Consider the following 15,073-nt stretch of genomic DNA (forward strand, 5'->3'; position numbering starts at 1 on the left):
AGCTTTTTTTTAAAATTTTTCTGTCAAAAGCGCAATGTGATATATCTTTGTATCAATTTTCGTGTTTCCTAAAGGGAATTCACCAAACGGGATATAGCGTAGCCAGGTATCGCGCCAGCATGGGGTGCTGGAGGTCGGAAGTTCGAATCTTCCTATCCCGACCAGCTTTTGGGCAGGCCAACGCACTGGTGCCAATTTGCTAATTTTTTGAAACTATAGTTATAAAGTATCTGTTTTACAATAAAACAGATACTATGAAAAATTACATCGATCCAAAGGAGGAAGACAACGAAGATGAAAACGGCAATGAACAGTCGCGAATAAGTCCCAACGAAGAAAAAGAAGCTGATGATAACGAGGTTCAACGGGGGCTTACCGGTGAAATTGATGATGAAGATGATGTTGGAGGAGATCTTGCCGGGAATGCGGGCGGAAATGCCTAGCACCTTAAAAGCGGACATCCGGTATGGATGCCCGCTTTTAATATGTCCTGCCGGGTAGCTGCGGAATAACCTGTAATGTCGGATGAACAGACTGGTATAATATTTCCACTGCTTTGATTATTGGCCTGTAACGGATGTATAGCTATTATCCATTTAAGCAAAATATTTCCCTGCGTCGATATATTCGCTTATTACAAACATTTTTTAATATTCCCTGTTTGTTTTTGAAAAGAACTAATCAATATTACTATTATCTAATAGATTTAAGCGTTAAAAAATAAATGGCTAAATCAAAAAATCAACTGGGAACGCACTCAACTGGTACAATTCCTAAAACACTCACTGGTATTTCTGGACTTGATGAGATTACATTAGGCGGGCTGCCCTCGGGACGACCTACACTCGTTTGTGGTGAGGCTGGGTCTGGGAAAACACTTTTTTCCATAGAGTTCATTGTAAAAGGGGCCATGGAATATGGTGAACCAGGAGTATTTATGGCTTTTGAAGAAAAGGCCGAGGAACTTAAAGCGAACGTAGCATCACTTGGATTTGATCTGGAACAGTTAGAAAAGGATAAGAAGATAAGGTTGGATTATGTGCATATTGACCGCTCAGAGATTGAGGAGACCGGCGAGTATGACCTGGAGGGGCTTTTTATCCGGCTGGGATACGCAATTGACAGTATAGGCGCTAAAAGGGTGGCACTTGATACCATCGAAAACCTTTTTGCAGGCCTAAATAATACAGCAGTACTGCGGGCAGAGATCAGGAGACTTTTTCAGTTTTTAAAATCGAAAGGCGTTACGGCGGTCATAACAGGTGAGCGTGGAGGCAATGGCCTTACCCGTCAGGGCCTAGAAGAGTACGTGTCAGACTGTGTTATTTTACTCGACCACAGGATTATCAACCAGATCTCTACCAGGAGGCTCAGGGTTGTAAAATACCGGGGATCGGTTCATGGAACCAATGAATATCCCTTTCTGATCGATGATGAGGGTATCTCGGTGCTTCCCGTTACCTCCCTGGAGCTGAATCATGAGGTTTCCACAAAAAGCTTGCCCTCAGGTATTGCCGCGCTGGACAAAATGCTGGGAAATTCTGGCTTTTATAAAGGGAGCAGTATCCTGGTTTCAGGCACGGCCGGCACGGGTAAGACCAGTATCGCAGCAACATTTGCCAATGCGGCCAGCCTGAGGGGAGAGAAATGCCTTTTTTTTGCTTTCGAAGAATCCCCAAAACAGATTATCAGAAATATGCGTTCTATAGGCATAGATCTTCAAAAACACCTTAAGGAAGGAACGCTTGAATTTTACGCCTCACGCCCTACTCTGTACGGACTGGAGATGCATCTGGTAGCGATCCATAAGGCAATTAAAAAGTCTAAGCCATCCGTTGTTGTACTTGATCCGATCACCAACCTGATCACGATAGGATCGGTTAGCGATGTGAAAACAATGCTTGTGCGCCTGATCGATTTTCTGCAGGCTGAACAGATTACGGTAATGTTTACAGCTCTCACCCTTAATAATATCGTCAATGAACAAACCGACGAAGGGGTTTCTTCGCTTGTTGATGCCTGGCTTTTAATCCGTGATATTGAGAGTAACGGTGAGCGGAACCGCGGATTGTATATCATGAAGTCTAGAGGAATGAAACATTCAAACCAGATACGCGAATTTGTGATTACAGATAAGGGATTGGATCTGGTGGATGTATATCTTACTGAAGAAGGCGTACTTACCGGCTCGGCGAGGGAAGCAAGAATGCTTATGGAGCAGACCGGCGAGGTTATCCACGCCCAGGCTGTCAGCCGCAAGGACCGTGAACTTGAGCGCAAACGGAAAATCTTAGAATCAAAAATCGAAAGCCTACGATCCGAATATGAATCAGCGGAAGAGGAGCTGAATAAAGTTTATGTTGAAGAGGCTTTAAAAAAACAGATTATGGGCGAAACGATAAGCAAAATTGCCAATCTGCGCAGAGGGGATGATGGCGGGAAGAAAAAAATGTACACAAAAACAAATAAATAGTGGGTAAAGCATATGAACTCCGGCTATATGTGGCCGGTAAAACCAATAAATCGGTAGTTGCACTGGAAAACCTGAAAAAGCTCTGCGAGGAGCATCTGAAAGGAAAATATAGTATTGAAGTGATCGATCTTTTGGAAAAACCACAGCTGGCTGAAGGTGATCAGATATTTGCCATTCCAACACTGGTAAAAAAAGTGCCTGAACCGGTCCGCAAAATTATAGGTGACCTTTCAAATGAGGAAAAGGTTCTGGTGGGACTGGATATACGTGCAAAGATTAAAAATTAGTTATGCAGACAGGAAACCCGGATCATCCAGATAGTACCCAAAGCGCAGATTTTTTTTCGCTTAGGCTTTTTATTGCAGGTGCATCACCAGTTTCCGCAAGGGCAGTTGTCAACATCCGCGCAATATGCGAGGAATTTATTGCCGGCAGGTACGAGCTGGATATCATTGATGCACATCAGCAGCCCTTGTTAGTGCAGCAGGAAGATGTGACGGCCATCCCGATGTTGATCAAAAAATCGCCGGTTCCTATCAAAAAGCTGATCGGAGACTGTTCTGACAAGGAAAAAGTATTGAAAGGTTTGGGTATCAGTTATTAAGTTATGCAGAAGTCAAGTGAACATATCAGGCTCGAGCGGGCCTATGAAGAACTTCGTATCCAGCTCGAGGAGGCCAACGATATTATCCATGCAATCCGCTCTGGAGAAGTTGATGCCCTGATTGTTAATGGTCAGGATGGTCATCAGCTTTTTACACTTAAGAGTGCTGATCATACCTACAGAATCTTTATCGAACAGATGACTGAAAGCGCACTTACCCTCGATGAATCATATAGGGTACTGTATTGCAACTCACAATTTGCAAGGCTTTTAGGCTTACCTTTAGAAAAAGTTATCGGTCTAAACTTTTTGACATTTTTTTCAACAGAAGATCAGGCCTTTGTTAAAGAGACAATTGATGGAGCCTGGGAAGTAGATACTAGGGCAGAAGTAGATATCATCAACAGTTCGGGAACTTACTCGGCGGTTCAGCTCTCTCTAAAGGCCCTTAACCTTGATGAAGGCACTTCACTAAGTGTCATTATTACCGATCTGAGCGAGCTGAAGAAAAACCAGTTGCTTTTGGAAACCAGGAACAGGGAACTTGAAGCCGCAAGAAAAAATGCAGATGTACTCAATGAAAATCTTGAAAATACAGTCAGGTTAAGAACACAGGAGCTCGAGACCATCAATGAAAAACTCGCAGCAGTCAACGATCTTCAGAAAGAAGTAAACGCTCAGCTTAAAGATGCACTCGATGCGCTGAGGGAGAGCGAAGATAACTTACAGTCGGCCTTCGATGCCGCAGAGCTTGGCAGTTGTAACCTGGATATCAAAACAGGACGGGTTGAAGTATCAGAGCGGTTCAGGAAACTTTGCGGTTTGCCCTTGGAGGGGGAGGTAAGCTGGACAATGGTGCTGAGCTGTGTTAGTCCTGAATACCTATCAGCGCTTCAAGGGGTTCTTCACGACTGCATTAATCTCGGAAAGCCCCTGGATTATACCTATCCGATCGGACATCTTATTTCTGGTGAGCACCGTTGGATGAGGATAGTAGGTAAGTTAAAAAAGGGCAGTTATGGCGATTTTGATAGCTTTTATGCTGTTCTGATGGATGTGACAGATCAGAAAAGGGACGAACAGCGGAAGAACGATTTTATTGCGATGGTCAGTCACGAACTCAAGACACCGCTTACTTCCATGAAAGGTTATATTCAGGTGATGCAGCTGAAAGCCAAGGGTACGCCGAACGGCTTTGCAGATAAGGCCCTCCAGGGCGCTGAGCGTCAGATCAATAAAATGACCGGCATGATCAATGGTTTTCTGAACCTCTCTCGTTTGGAATCGGGAAAAATGCTGATGGATTTCCAGCCCGTAGAAATGTCTGCCTTGCTTAAGGAAGTGGTAGAGGAATATATTGCAACGGTAAACAACCATAACATCAAATTTGCATTCCAGCCAGGTTTTTTTGTGAACGCAGACAGGGACAAACTTGGGCATGTGGTCAATAATCTGATCAGCAATGCGGTGAAATATTCGCCGGCCGATAGTGAAATAACTATCGACAGTTATCTTGAGGACGGTATGGCGGTATTCCGCATAATGGATAAAGGGATGGGGATAGATGAAAACGATATCCCAAAACTATTCGAGCGGTTTTACAGGGTAGAAAACAATCGGATGAGTACTGTTGCCGGTTTTGGAATAGGACTTTATCTATCTGCCGAGATTATCCAGAGACACGGCGGAAAGATATGGGCGGAAAGTAAGTTAACAAAGGGCTCGGTTTTTTATTTCAGTTTACCATTAATTAATCCTGCTAAGCGCCTTTAGTGCGAAAGCAGATTTACCTTCCATTCTCGCACATTGTATCGTTCTTTTTAAAAACTATTGACTCGAGGTTATGTGAAAAAAGAGGTTGTATTATAAATATAGATTTGTCATCCTGAGGAATAATATAGGGTATAAAAATCAATATAAATGACAGGAGAATTTTAAAGAGTTGAGTCGATTAGAAGTATCGTCATTCTGTTAAGCTCGAGAAAGCGGCGGTTTTATTGGAGAAAAGCAGCAAAACCATTTCTGAAATCTGTTATATGGTCTGTTTTAGCACCCCTAACTATTTTGCAAAGGCATTCAGGGAAAAATACCAGGTACTTCCTTTAGAATACAGCGCAATAAAAGGGATTCGAGCTAAAATAAGACAAGGTTTATTCCTAATCTCATCATCATGCTGAACTTGTTTTACAAGTAGCTATTAGGCCTTTAATAATATAAAAACTGCTAATAAAATAAATTTACTGCGTAGCTTTCCGCTGCGCTATAGGTCAGGGAGACGACTTTTAAGTATCGAGCTCAGGTTAAAAGCCCTTAACTTAACGACATTGGTGTTGCGAATTGAGCAATATTATTTTGATAAACACTAAATGACTAAATAATAATCGTTGATTTAACGTTTATTATTTATATTTGTTAAAGACCAAATATCAAAGCATGAAAAGAATAACATTAGTATTGATTTTACTTTGTTCAATGTTCACAATTGAGCAAACTTACGCACAACAGAATTTTAAGAATTGGGCGAAAACTCCTCCAATGGGCTGGAATAGCTGGGACTGTTACGGCTCTTCTGTTACAGAAGCTGAAGTAAAAGCCAATACAGACTATATGGCTTCCAATTTGAAATCTTTTGGGTGGGAATATATCGTTGTAGATATCCGCTGGTTTGTGGAAAATGATAAAGCAGGGGGATATAACCAAACGGATCCAAAATATGTAATTGACAAATTTGGCCGTTATCTGCCTGCCCTGAACCGGTTCCCGTCGGCAGCAGATGGACAGGGCTTTAAAAACCTGGCAAAATATATACATGCCAAGGGATTAAAATTTGGTATTCATATTATGCGCGGCATCCCTACGCTTGCCGTTAAAGAAAAGATGCCCATTAAGGGTACAAAATATACTGCCGATCAGATCTATAGTACTGCTTTGCAATGTAAATGGCTTACTGACAATTACACGATAGATGCTACAAAACCCGGTGCACAGGAATATTATGATTCAATAATGGAACTTTACGCCAGCTGGGGTGTCGACTTTATTAAAGTAGATGATCTCTCCCGTCCTTATCATCAGGGAGAAATAGAACTCATCAGAAAAGCAATCGATAAAACCGGTCGCCCGATTGTGCTGAGCACTTCACCAGGCGAAACGCCGATAGAAAAAGCAGAACACGTTCAGCAACATGCAAATATGTGGAGAATGGTGGATGATGTATGGGATACCTGGCCGCATATTACGCACCTGATTAATGTTGCTCAACCATGGGCGCCTTATATTAAGCCCGGAACCTGGCCTGATTGCGATATGATTCCATTGGGTAGAATTTCCATTCGCGGAGAAAGAGGTGGCGACCGTGCAAGCAGATTGACCAAGGATGAGCAGCAAGTGCTGATGACCTTCTTCACCATATTCCGCTCGCCCTTGATGTTTGGTGGTGATATGCCGAGTTTAGATCCCTTTACCACTTCGCTACTTACCAATAAAGCTGTACTTAAGATGCATAGAGAAAGTACCGATGTAAAATTTCTCTTTAACGATCGCAAGAAAGTTGCGGTAACATCAACGAATGCTAAAACCGGCCAGCATTATCTCGCCCTGTTCAATCTTTCTGATGAACCAGATCTAAAGGAAATTTCGGTAAAACTTTCGGATTTAGGGATAGCTAAAGCAGCCAAAGTTACTGATAGCTGGACAGGAAAAATTGTTCAGAATGATGGAAAACAGATAACCGTAAATCTTAAACCACATAGCTGCGTTTTGTATGAAATTAAGTAAGCTATCTATGGTGCTGGTGCTTTTGCTATTTAGCAGAAACTCATTTGCATCAGAACCAAAGCAACATGCTGCGGCTGATTCTGTTTACCTTTTTTCATACGGGAATGATGGATTACGGTTTGCATGGAGCGATGACCGAAATAACTGGACACCTGTTGGAACAGGACAGGTTTATCTTCGCTCGGACTTTGGCCGCTGGGGATCAGATAAAAAAATGTTTACTCCATATGTGATTCAGGGGCGCGGGGGAGTTTGGCAATGTGTATGGAGCTTAAATGATCGGGTAAAGCAATTTGCTCATGCTCAAACAGGAAATCTGATTGATTGGGGACCGCAAGGTTACCCCTTTTTTGAAAAAGGTAAGAATATCCTTCGTCCTGTAATTAGTTACCATAAAAATCTCGACATTTATCAGATTGTATACACGGATAACGAGGGCGCCTATTTTCAGACAGAAACAAAAGACTTCAAAACCTATAGTCCAGCAAAGGAGGTACCCCTCTCTGCCTATAAAAGCAATACCATCACCACTACGATTCAAAACAATACGGTAAGCGGACAGTTGCACCGAGTTAAATGGGCAGTGGTTGAAGCGTTGAATAAAGCTGCGGAGCTGAGGAATTTCAAAGCACGGCAAGACGCGGAGACAACCAAAGAAGATCCGGTACGTTTTGCAAACTTAACAAAGCCCGAGCTGTATATTTCGGCAGCGCCTGAAAAAGCTAAAGCCATAAGTAAGCTGTTAACAGGGATATTTTTCGAAGATATCAACTATGCAGCGGATGGCGGGCTTTATGGTGAACTGATTCAAAATCGTGATTTCGAATATCAGCCATCAGATAAAGAAAACCATGATGCAAAATGGAACAGCAATCATTCCTGGACATTCAAAGGCAAAGAAGGGGATTTTGCAATTCGAACAGCGCAGCCACTACACCCGAATAACCCACATTATGCGGCACTAAATTTAACAGTCGAAGGGAGTTCATTATCGAATGCTGGTTATGACGGAATTGCGGTCAAGAAAGGGGAAAATTACCTGTTCTCCAGTTTTATCCGGGTTGTAGAAGGAAAGAAATCGTTTGAAGTAAGGCTTGTTAGTGAAAAATATGGTTTGCTTTCGAAAGGATTGATCAGTTGCAGTTCAAAGTCCTGGAAGGAAATAAAAACAACGCTCAAATCATCGGTTTCAGCCTCTGATGTGAGCTTGCAATTGTGGCCATTGCAAAATGGCCGTATTGATCTCGACATGATTTCACTATTTCCCGAAAACACCTTCAAAAATCGACGAAATGGCCTTAGAGAAGACCTTGCAGATACAATTGCAGCGATAAAACCGCGATTTGTACGTTTTCCAGGTGGATGTGTGGCCCATGGAGATGGGATCCATAATATTTACAGATGGAAAAATACCATCGGGCCCTTACAGGCCCGGGTTCCTGACCGCAATTTGTGGGGCTATCACCAGAGCGTGGGGCTGGGCTACTTTGAGTACCTTCAGTTTTGCGAAGATATCGGCGCAACGCCAGTACCTGTTATTGCCGCTGGAGTGCCTTGTCAAAACTCAGGAGCCAATGGGGGCGGGCAGCAGGGCGGAATCCCGATGGCAGATATGCCTGCATATATTCAGGATATCATCGATTTGGTTGAATATTGCAACGGAGCCACCAATACAAAGTGGGGGAAAGAACGTGCTGCGGCAGGACATCCGAAACCATTTAATTTAAAGTATATCGGTATTGGCAATGAAGACCAGATAACAGACGTTTTTCGTGAGCATTTTTCCATGATCTATAAAGTACTTAAAAAAGCACACCCTGAAATAACCATTATTGGAACTTCAGGACCATTTTTTGAAGGAACAGATTATGAGGAAGGCTGGGCCCTGGCCAACGAAATGAAGGTTGACATGATAGATGAACATTATTATCGTCCACCAGGCTGGTTTATAAACAATCAGGATTTTTATGACAAATACGACCGAAGTAAATCGAAAGTTTATCTGGGCGAGTATGCGGCAAGCCTTCCAGGGGGGGGCAGGACAAACCTGGAAACTGCTTTAGCTGAAGCCTTGTATCTCACCTCCCTGGAGCGCAATGGGGATGTGGTATCTATGGCCTCTTATGCACCACTGTTGGCAAAGGAAAAACATACGCAGTGGAATCCTGATCTGATCTATTTTAATAATACAGAAGTTAAGCCCACCATCGGATATTATGTGCAACAGCTTTACGGTCAAAACGTAGGAGATGAATTCATTCCTGCACGGGTTGATTTTTCAGTGAAGAGAGAAGATGCAATTAAGCGTGTGGCGTACTCCATTACGCGTGACCAAAAATCAGGAAAATTATTCATCAAAATTGTAAATATGCTTCCAGTCGCAGTTAAGACTAATATTGATCTTTCCAAGTTAAGTGCTGTGAACAAACAAGTAATTAAAAAAGAAATATCCGGTCTTCCTGGTGATTACAAAATCCAACCTGTAAAAACAGCTATGGATTTTTCGAATCTTAAATCTTTCGAACTAAAACCTTATTCTTTTACCGTATTTGAGCTGTAGAAATCAAATAAAACCACGTTAAATGATCTCGAAGTATCGTCATCTTCTGTAGTGGAGATGGCGACCTTTCTTAGGAATCGTTATTGCTGGGAAGGCTTTTTTCAGCCGAAAGCCTGTCCCTACATTTCGGGGAAGCAATCTTACAACTATCGCTACTAGCATGCACTTTAAGATTAGCTTCGCTGAGCTCTGCGTGGTTCCCGCCCGCACGGGAAAGACGACCACTCTATTGGAGTCTGTCAATGTGCCTGTAATTATTTTGCTAAGTCGTGTAAAGCAAAATATAAGGTATCGCCCTCTGAATATAGGGCAGAAAAGGGAAGGCCAATAAGATAAAGGCCTTTAAATTAAAAACAGAACAAATACCCGAATTGAAGTGAGCGAGTGTTATTAACCAACTCATAGGGAAATGAAAAAATATCAACGTTCTTTATGGTCAATATCTTTTTAAAAAGAGGTTGTATCATAAATATAGATTTGTCATCCTGAGCCTGTCGAAGGACCTGTTTAAATACGCTTTAAGGTGTTTCAACAGGCTCAACATGACAGCAATCTGAGGTGAAATTTCATTTATGATACACCCTCTTCAATTCAATATTAGCTACAGATCTGCTGCTCTACATCCCGTCTGATCGCATTGCAAAAACTAATTTTACATGTCTAAAGGCATTTGTTTCACTCCATTCATTGTCATAATTTAAACCGTAAGGCCAAAAATGCCCACCTCCTGTGTGTATTGCACCACTAGTGCCATCAAAAATTTTGACAAGTGCAACTGTGTTTGTGCCAAGGAAATCGCCAGTACTGGTATTTGATGTCCATCCGGTGCTTATGCCAACGCCATAGGTGTGGGCAATTTCGTGCATTGCCGTACGCACATTCTGGTAACTGGCATTTGCACCAAAACGTATATTCCCGTTTGTACTGCCATCGGCTGTGGCCACACCAGTGTTATATTGTACAGTAAGTGTGCGGGCGGGCCAATTGGCACCCGCGTTATATCTTGCACAGGCATCATTCATCGCACTGGTAATCCGCGCAACTACATCAGCCGGTACATCTGTACTATTAAGCACCCAATTCAGTTGACCGCTTGCATTGACCGTCAATAAAGACCATTGCTGGTTTTCTCCGCCGTTGTAAGTCCATTGGGCAACATTGGCACCATCAGCGATTGACTGGCTGGTAACCTCGAGGTCCTTACCACTGTTTCGGTTAATGATACGGTAATATCCGTTGCCTAATGAAGTAAATAGCCATTGCTGGTTTGTAGCGCCCGAATAGGTAGATATATTCACGTTATCCCCATCAGCTGTTCCCGCCTGGTCTACCTGAAGCCCTTTAGAACTATGCACCCCAATAATCGAATAGTAACCACCGGAAAGCAGGGTTAAGTTCCATTTTTGATTTGTGCCGCCTGTACCGCCATATTGAGAAACATTCGAGCCGTCAGCAGTCTGAAAACCACCAACATCGAGTACTTTTCCGCTTTTTCGGTTCACGATATAAAAGGTGCCGTTGGTTACAGATAATGGGGTTTCATTTGGCGGTATTGCACCTAGTTTTGCTTTCAACGAAAGTTTATCCGTGCTGTCTGGATCAGGAAGATCGTTTTTTTTGCAACTGCCAAAAAATAAAACAAATCCGAGCATCAATATGCTGGCTGAGGGTAAAGTAAATGATTTTGTTTTCATAAAATTAGGTAAGAATGAATGAACAGGCATATGAACATGTTCGTTTGGTTATTTAAAGAGGACATATGCTACTCGTTTGAGGTGAGTCCCTCTTTTTATGATCAATAAACTATAGTAATCACCTTGTTTTAAAAGGTTCAGCTTTTTAAAATGGCTGGTTTATAACGCTTTTGGTTTATCCTGTAATCAAATGCCCGTTCCTTACTGCTGCTGCCTAAACAGCGGTAACGATTAAAAGAATTGTAAAAGATACTTCTGGCAGTTCACCAGATTTTTATACTTGGTTGAAACAAATTAACCATAAAAAATGTGCTTGTAGTGAGGGGTAATCTAATCTAAATTAGGGGGTAAATTCTTCGTTTTCCTGTTTTATTACAAGGTGTTAAGCTAAATAAGAAAAAGCAGCTTTTTATAAGCGTCTTTTTTACGTTTATTTTTGATTTAGATCGTGCCGAAATCTGCTTAGGCAGTTCACCGTCAAAACCTTTAATTTCAAGAAAGTATATTAGTTTTTTTATGAAGTGAAGCAAAGTGGAGAAATATTCATCAGAGACTTTTACGGTCTGTTTCTTTTTGAATGTGCGCTCTTACAGACTGTAGTTCAGGTAATTTTTAATCCGGTAGAGGACGTTACGTAATATTTAATTTTTTTTTAATAGCTTTCTTTTTTAAGCCCGTAAAACCATCTGGTAGCGATCGTTTTTATCTGAAAGATTTGCTGACTGCCTAGCTGGAAAGTCAGCGAAAAGGACTGTTTCTGATTACCCCTTCTTTACCTGTTGTTTACCCTTTCTTGCTACCAAGTTAACCCCAGGGTTACCCCAGGCTTACCTATTCTTTACCTTTTGGTTACCAAAAAGGTAAAGCAAATGCCTGTTTTGGCCGATCCGGCACACCGCTTATGGTCATGTTGCCCTTAAGCTGGCTGCCACAAGTGGTCTGGCTGTGGCAGCGCGGGCCAACCTTAATGGTCCATTTTAGTTCATTATCCGTGTAAATTGGTCCAATTTAGCTTATTTTAGCTCAAAATGGGGTGGCAATGCCATAAAGCTGCTAGGTTTGGAGCATGGATTTAAACATAGCGGTATAAACAGCAATCCTTTTTTGAACAAACATTTTCTCACTAAAAAACAAAAATTATGGCAACCTATTCAAAAAAATATAACTGTGCCAGCCAGGTTCCTTCAGCTACAGTCATATCATTAACCGGCCATCGCAGCGGATATATCGGCCTTTATGGATTTGAAAAACATTATTTTTCTTATTTTAGATTGATTAGAATACTGAAAATTATTTTCCATATGACTAGAAAGCTTTTATTTATTTTGGTGTTAAGCTTAGTATTTAGTTCGAAATCTAAAGCGCAGCACAAATCAATAATTCCATCTGATGTAATTCCGTTTCAGGTAACTGTCGAAAAATCTATCTATAAAGGTAAAAATGCCTTAGCCATGCAGATAAAAGGTGAAGCTAATGGAGACAATACGCTTGCAATTTTGAAGGATATCGAATTTCATAACGGCGTAATTGAAGCTACAATTTGTGGACAACCACTTGCAAATGCCGGAGAATCTGCCCGTGGCTTTGTAGGTATTGCGTTCAGGTCGGCTTTAGACGCATCAAAAATGGAGGTTTTTTATTTACGCCCTACCAATGGCCGGGCAAATGATCAATTGCGCAGAAACCATTCCACCCAGTATATTTCTATTCCGGGATATCCCTGGGAAAAATTAAGAAAGGAAACACCAGGACAGTATGAAGCGTATGTGGATATATTGCCTGCAGAATGGATCAAAATAAAAATTGTAGTGAAGGATGAAACTGCCAGGCTGTATGTTAACGGTGCTGCTCAGCCTACTTTAATTGTAAATGACTTAAAGCAGGGTAAAGATATTCGGGGAAGTATCGGGTTATGGATAGGTCCTGGAACGTTAGGCCACTTTACTGATGTTAAGGTAACTAAAGAAGATTGATAAATAGTATGTAAATCCCAGCATCGAACCTGCAATTATTTTTGGAATAAATTTATACTGCTTTATACTACATTTTTTGCTTGAAGAGATATAAAACTTTGATAGTCTCCAATTACTGAATTACTGTATCGGACAATAGAAGATTCAACGGTATGCCCATTCAATGATTTGTTTAACGGTCTTCTTTATTTCGGCCTGTGCTTTCCTGATATCAACTCAACAGATCAGACCGTTATTCGTATGAGCAATTTAGGTAATGTAATATATGCCTCCTATTAGCAGGGCAGCTACCGGCCTGATGTTTTTATCTTTGCCTTTAAAGTATTTGGCAGTAAGTTGTTTGATCTTTTTCAACAGAACACATTTAAACGGCACTGTTTTGCTGCATTGCTTTTTAACAATTTGTTAATTTATCCTGCTTCTGCAAATCAATAAAGCCACTAAATGCTTTTGGCCTTTACCTCTTGCAGCATATTTTTTATTACGGTTTTGATCTTTGGAAGAAGACCGCTGTCGCTGCGTTTTTCTGAAAGTAGGGTGCTGATGAGACCAGTGATTTCCTGGATCGAAAATGGTTTTTCCAATATCGCATCGCAACCATAATCAGAGAGTGAAAACAGTATTTTAGTATAGGCAGAAATAATGATGATGGGGACGTACTCAAATCCATCGATGGCGCGGATGGCGCTGCAAAGCGCTCCTCCGTTCCATTCGGGCAGCATGTAGTCCAAAATCAACAGATCTGGGCGGTAATGCTCAATCTGTTTAACCGCTTTCTCCGGATCGTGACAGCCTTGGCATTGATAACCGTACAACTTAAGAATTTCTTGCAATGTTTCCAGTAACATCAGGTCGTCCTCTACAATAAATATTTTTTTTGTTTCCATAATCTGCTCGTTGTTACATCTTATATTTTCGAAAATCCTTCAATCACCGTCCGGATATGTGCGCATACCCGCAAATAAGTTCCTCTTTTTTTACCTATTGCAACGGCTTGATTTCCAGGTCATCGAGTTGCGCGATCCGGAAGATTTCTTTCGAAATAATCCCTGCATTTTCCTTTAGTTGCTCCAGGTTGCAAAATATTGTTCCTAAAGGCACCGGAAGACCTGCTATTTCCTGGATAAGTTCCATCTGGATCATACAGGCACCTAAAGATTCCTTTTCTCCTTTGAGCATGTTAAAGGTTTCAAATGCAGTGTCCCGGTCTGTTCCAAGCGTAAATTTTCCATAGGTAATTTTAGTGCCCTTTAAATGAAGCACCACCATTATTGCTAATGTAGATTCCATTTCGTTTAGGTTCTATAATCTGTATACTTCGGAATTAAAAAAAATGCCGCTTGGCGCGGCATTTTCAAATTTATTAGCGAATCTCGATCTGTCTTGAAACTGCCTTTGCTTCTTCTTTTTTTGGAAGTGTGAGTTTAAGGATCCCGTCGCTATAACTTGCCTGGATACGCTCCACGTCGGCGCTTTCAGGAAGTGTGAATGCCCTGGTGAAAGCCGAGTAGCTGAATTCACGTCTGTTGTAGGTTTTTTCCGATGTGTTGTTTTCACCAGACTGTGCGGTAGAAATAGTAAGCATATCTCGCTCTATCGAAACTTTAAAATCTTCTTTTTTCAGACCGGGAGCCGCAAGCTCGATATGATATTCTTCACTAGACTCTGAGATATTTACAGCAGGAAGGCTGTTGATTCTGCGGTCTGAAAAAAATGTGTCGCCCAGTACGGATTCGAAAATGTCATTAAAGCCTGGCAATAATGTACTGTTTTTCTTTTCTGGATTGAATTTAACCAATGTCATAGTATGTTCTCCTTTTTAATGGTTTAAAAAAATGGACTATTAATTAATTAATTTTCGCTAAAACCTTCTAAGTGGTTTTGAAAAGTCAACGTCAAGTGCTGTGCCAATGATGCTTTTAAGCATATTCAAATACTTTTTTAGAAACCCTGGCTGAAAATTTTTCATAAATTCTGAACTTTTTTCAGCTT

At 41.4% G+C, this 15,073-nt stretch carries 12 protein-coding genes, 1 tRNA gene and 1 pseudogene; 10 read left to right on the forward strand and 4 right to left on the reverse strand.

Annotation, left to right across the window (positions count from 1 at the left end):
* The first annotated feature begins 87 nt into the window (after positions 1–87).
* The 9 genes and pseudogenes from AC07VK_RS02410 to AC07VK_RS02450 all read left to right on the forward strand — a co-directional run bounded on the left by AC07VK_RS02410 (position 88) and on the right by AC07VK_RS02450 (position 9,414).
* Positions 88–164: transfer RNA gene (locus AC07VK_RS02410), tRNA-Pro, on the forward strand.
* Between the two features lie 90 nt (positions 165–254).
* Positions 255–443, forward strand: coding sequence for a hypothetical protein (locus tag AC07VK_RS02415; RefSeq protein WP_230151409.1), 189 nt, complete (start codon positions 255–257; stop codon positions 441–443).
* Positions 444–724: 281 nt separating this feature from the next.
* Positions 725–2,473: a circadian clock protein KaiC gene (gene kaiC / locus AC07VK_RS02420; RefSeq protein ID WP_492958089.1), complete on the forward strand. Its 1,749-nt coding sequence runs from the start codon at positions 725–727 to the stop codon at positions 2,471–2,473.
* Positions 2,473–2,760 carry a circadian clock protein KaiB gene (gene kaiB, locus AC07VK_RS02425; RefSeq protein ID WP_492952940.1) on the forward strand — a complete coding sequence of 96 codons (288 nt, stop codon included), beginning with the start codon at positions 2,473–2,475 and terminating at the stop codon, positions 2,758–2,760. Before kaiC ends, kaiB begins: the two co-directional genes overlap by 1 nt.
* Before the next feature lie 2 nt (positions 2,761–2,762).
* Positions 2,763–3,077 carry a circadian clock KaiB family protein gene (locus AC07VK_RS02430; RefSeq protein WP_492952941.1) on the forward strand — a complete coding sequence of 105 codons (315 nt, stop codon included), beginning with the start codon at positions 2,763–2,765 and terminating at the stop codon, positions 3,075–3,077.
* 3 nt (positions 3,078–3,080) lie between these two features.
* Positions 3,081–4,850 carry an ATP-binding protein gene (locus tag AC07VK_RS02435; RefSeq protein WP_492958091.1) on the forward strand — a complete coding sequence of 590 codons (1,770 nt, stop codon included), beginning with the start codon at positions 3,081–3,083 and terminating at the stop codon, positions 4,848–4,850.
* 197 nt (positions 4,851–5,047) lie between these two features.
* Positions 5,048–5,254: pseudogene (locus tag AC07VK_RS02440) on the forward strand (helix-turn-helix domain-containing protein); the annotation flags it as partial.
* 256 nt (positions 5,255–5,510) lie between these two features.
* Positions 5,511–6,854 carry a glycoside hydrolase family 27 protein gene (locus AC07VK_RS02445; RefSeq protein ID WP_492958093.1) on the forward strand — a complete coding sequence of 448 codons (1,344 nt, stop codon included), beginning with the start codon at positions 5,511–5,513 and terminating at the stop codon, positions 6,852–6,854.
* Positions 6,841–9,414, forward strand: coding sequence for an alpha-L-arabinofuranosidase family protein (locus AC07VK_RS02450; protein WP_492958095.1), 2,574 nt, complete (start codon positions 6,841–6,843; stop codon positions 9,412–9,414). Before AC07VK_RS02445 ends, AC07VK_RS02450 begins: the two co-directional genes overlap by 14 nt.
* 617 nt (positions 9,415–10,031) lie before the next feature.
* Here the strand turns inward: AC07VK_RS02450 and AC07VK_RS02455 are convergent.
* Positions 10,032–11,108: an RICIN domain-containing protein gene (locus AC07VK_RS02455; RefSeq protein ID WP_492958097.1), complete on the reverse strand. Its 1,077-nt coding sequence runs from the start codon at positions 11,106–11,108 to the stop codon at positions 10,032–10,034.
* Positions 11,109–12,247: 1,139 nt separating this feature from the next.
* Here AC07VK_RS02455 and AC07VK_RS02460 point away from each other — a divergent pair.
* Positions 12,248–13,081 carry a hypothetical protein gene (locus tag AC07VK_RS02460; protein WP_492952946.1) on the forward strand — a complete coding sequence of 278 codons (834 nt, stop codon included), beginning with the start codon at positions 12,248–12,250 and terminating at the stop codon, positions 13,079–13,081.
* Between the two features lie 440 nt (positions 13,082–13,521).
* Here the strand turns inward: AC07VK_RS02460 and AC07VK_RS02465 are convergent, their stop codons facing one another.
* The 3 genes from AC07VK_RS02465 to AC07VK_RS02475 form a co-directional block, all read right to left on the reverse strand.
* Positions 13,522–13,968, reverse strand: coding sequence for a response regulator (locus tag AC07VK_RS02465; RefSeq protein WP_492952947.1), 447 nt, complete (start codon positions 13,966–13,968; stop codon positions 13,522–13,524).
* Between the two features lie 94 nt (positions 13,969–14,062).
* Complete coding sequence (locus AC07VK_RS02470; protein WP_492958099.1) at positions 14,063–14,371, reverse strand: hypothetical protein; 309 nt, start codon at positions 14,369–14,371, stop codon at positions 14,063–14,065.
* A gap of 73 nt (positions 14,372–14,444) precedes the next feature.
* Positions 14,445–14,885: an Hsp20/alpha crystallin family protein gene (locus tag AC07VK_RS02475; RefSeq protein WP_492952949.1), complete on the reverse strand. Its 441-nt coding sequence runs from the start codon at positions 14,883–14,885 to the stop codon at positions 14,445–14,447.
* Positions 14,886–15,073: the final 188 nt, after the last annotated feature.

The organism is Pedobacter sp. GW821-FHT01D05 (assembly GCF_059422505.1).

Bases quoted from the DNA above. Each gene is read 5' to 3' on its own strand.
- AC07VK_RS02445 (WP_492958093.1), top strand. From the start codon at position 5,511: ATGAAAAGAATAACATTAGTATTGATTTTACTTTGTTCAATGTTCACA.
- AC07VK_RS02475 (WP_492952949.1), bottom strand. From the start codon at position 14,885: ATGACATTGGTTAAATTCAATCCAGAAAAGAAAAACAGTACATTATTG.
- AC07VK_RS02470 (WP_492958099.1), bottom strand. From the start codon at position 14,371: ATGGAATCTACATTAGCAATAATGGTGGTGCTTCATTTAAAGGGCACT.
- AC07VK_RS02460 (WP_492952946.1), top strand. From the start codon at position 12,248: ATGGCAACCTATTCAAAAAAATATAACTGTGCCAGCCAGGTTCCTTCA.
- AC07VK_RS02450 (WP_492958095.1), top strand. From the start codon at position 6,841: ATGAAATTAAGTAAGCTATCTATGGTGCTGGTGCTTTTGCTATTTAGC.
- AC07VK_RS02415 (WP_230151409.1), top strand. From the start codon at position 255: ATGAAAAATTACATCGATCCAAAGGAGGAAGACAACGAAGATGAAAAC.
- kaiC (WP_492958089.1), top strand. From the start codon at position 725: ATGGCTAAATCAAAAAATCAACTGGGAACGCACTCAACTGGTACAATT.
- AC07VK_RS02435 (WP_492958091.1), top strand. From the start codon at position 3,081: ATGCAGAAGTCAAGTGAACATATCAGGCTCGAGCGGGCCTATGAAGAA.
- AC07VK_RS02430 (WP_492952941.1), top strand. From the start codon at position 2,763: ATGCAGACAGGAAACCCGGATCATCCAGATAGTACCCAAAGCGCAGAT.
- AC07VK_RS02455 (WP_492958097.1), bottom strand. From the start codon at position 11,108: ATGAAAACAAAATCATTTACTTTACCCTCAGCCAGCATATTGATGCTC.
- AC07VK_RS02465 (WP_492952947.1), bottom strand. From the start codon at position 13,968: ATGGAAACAAAAAAAATATTTATTGTAGAGGACGACCTGATGTTACTG.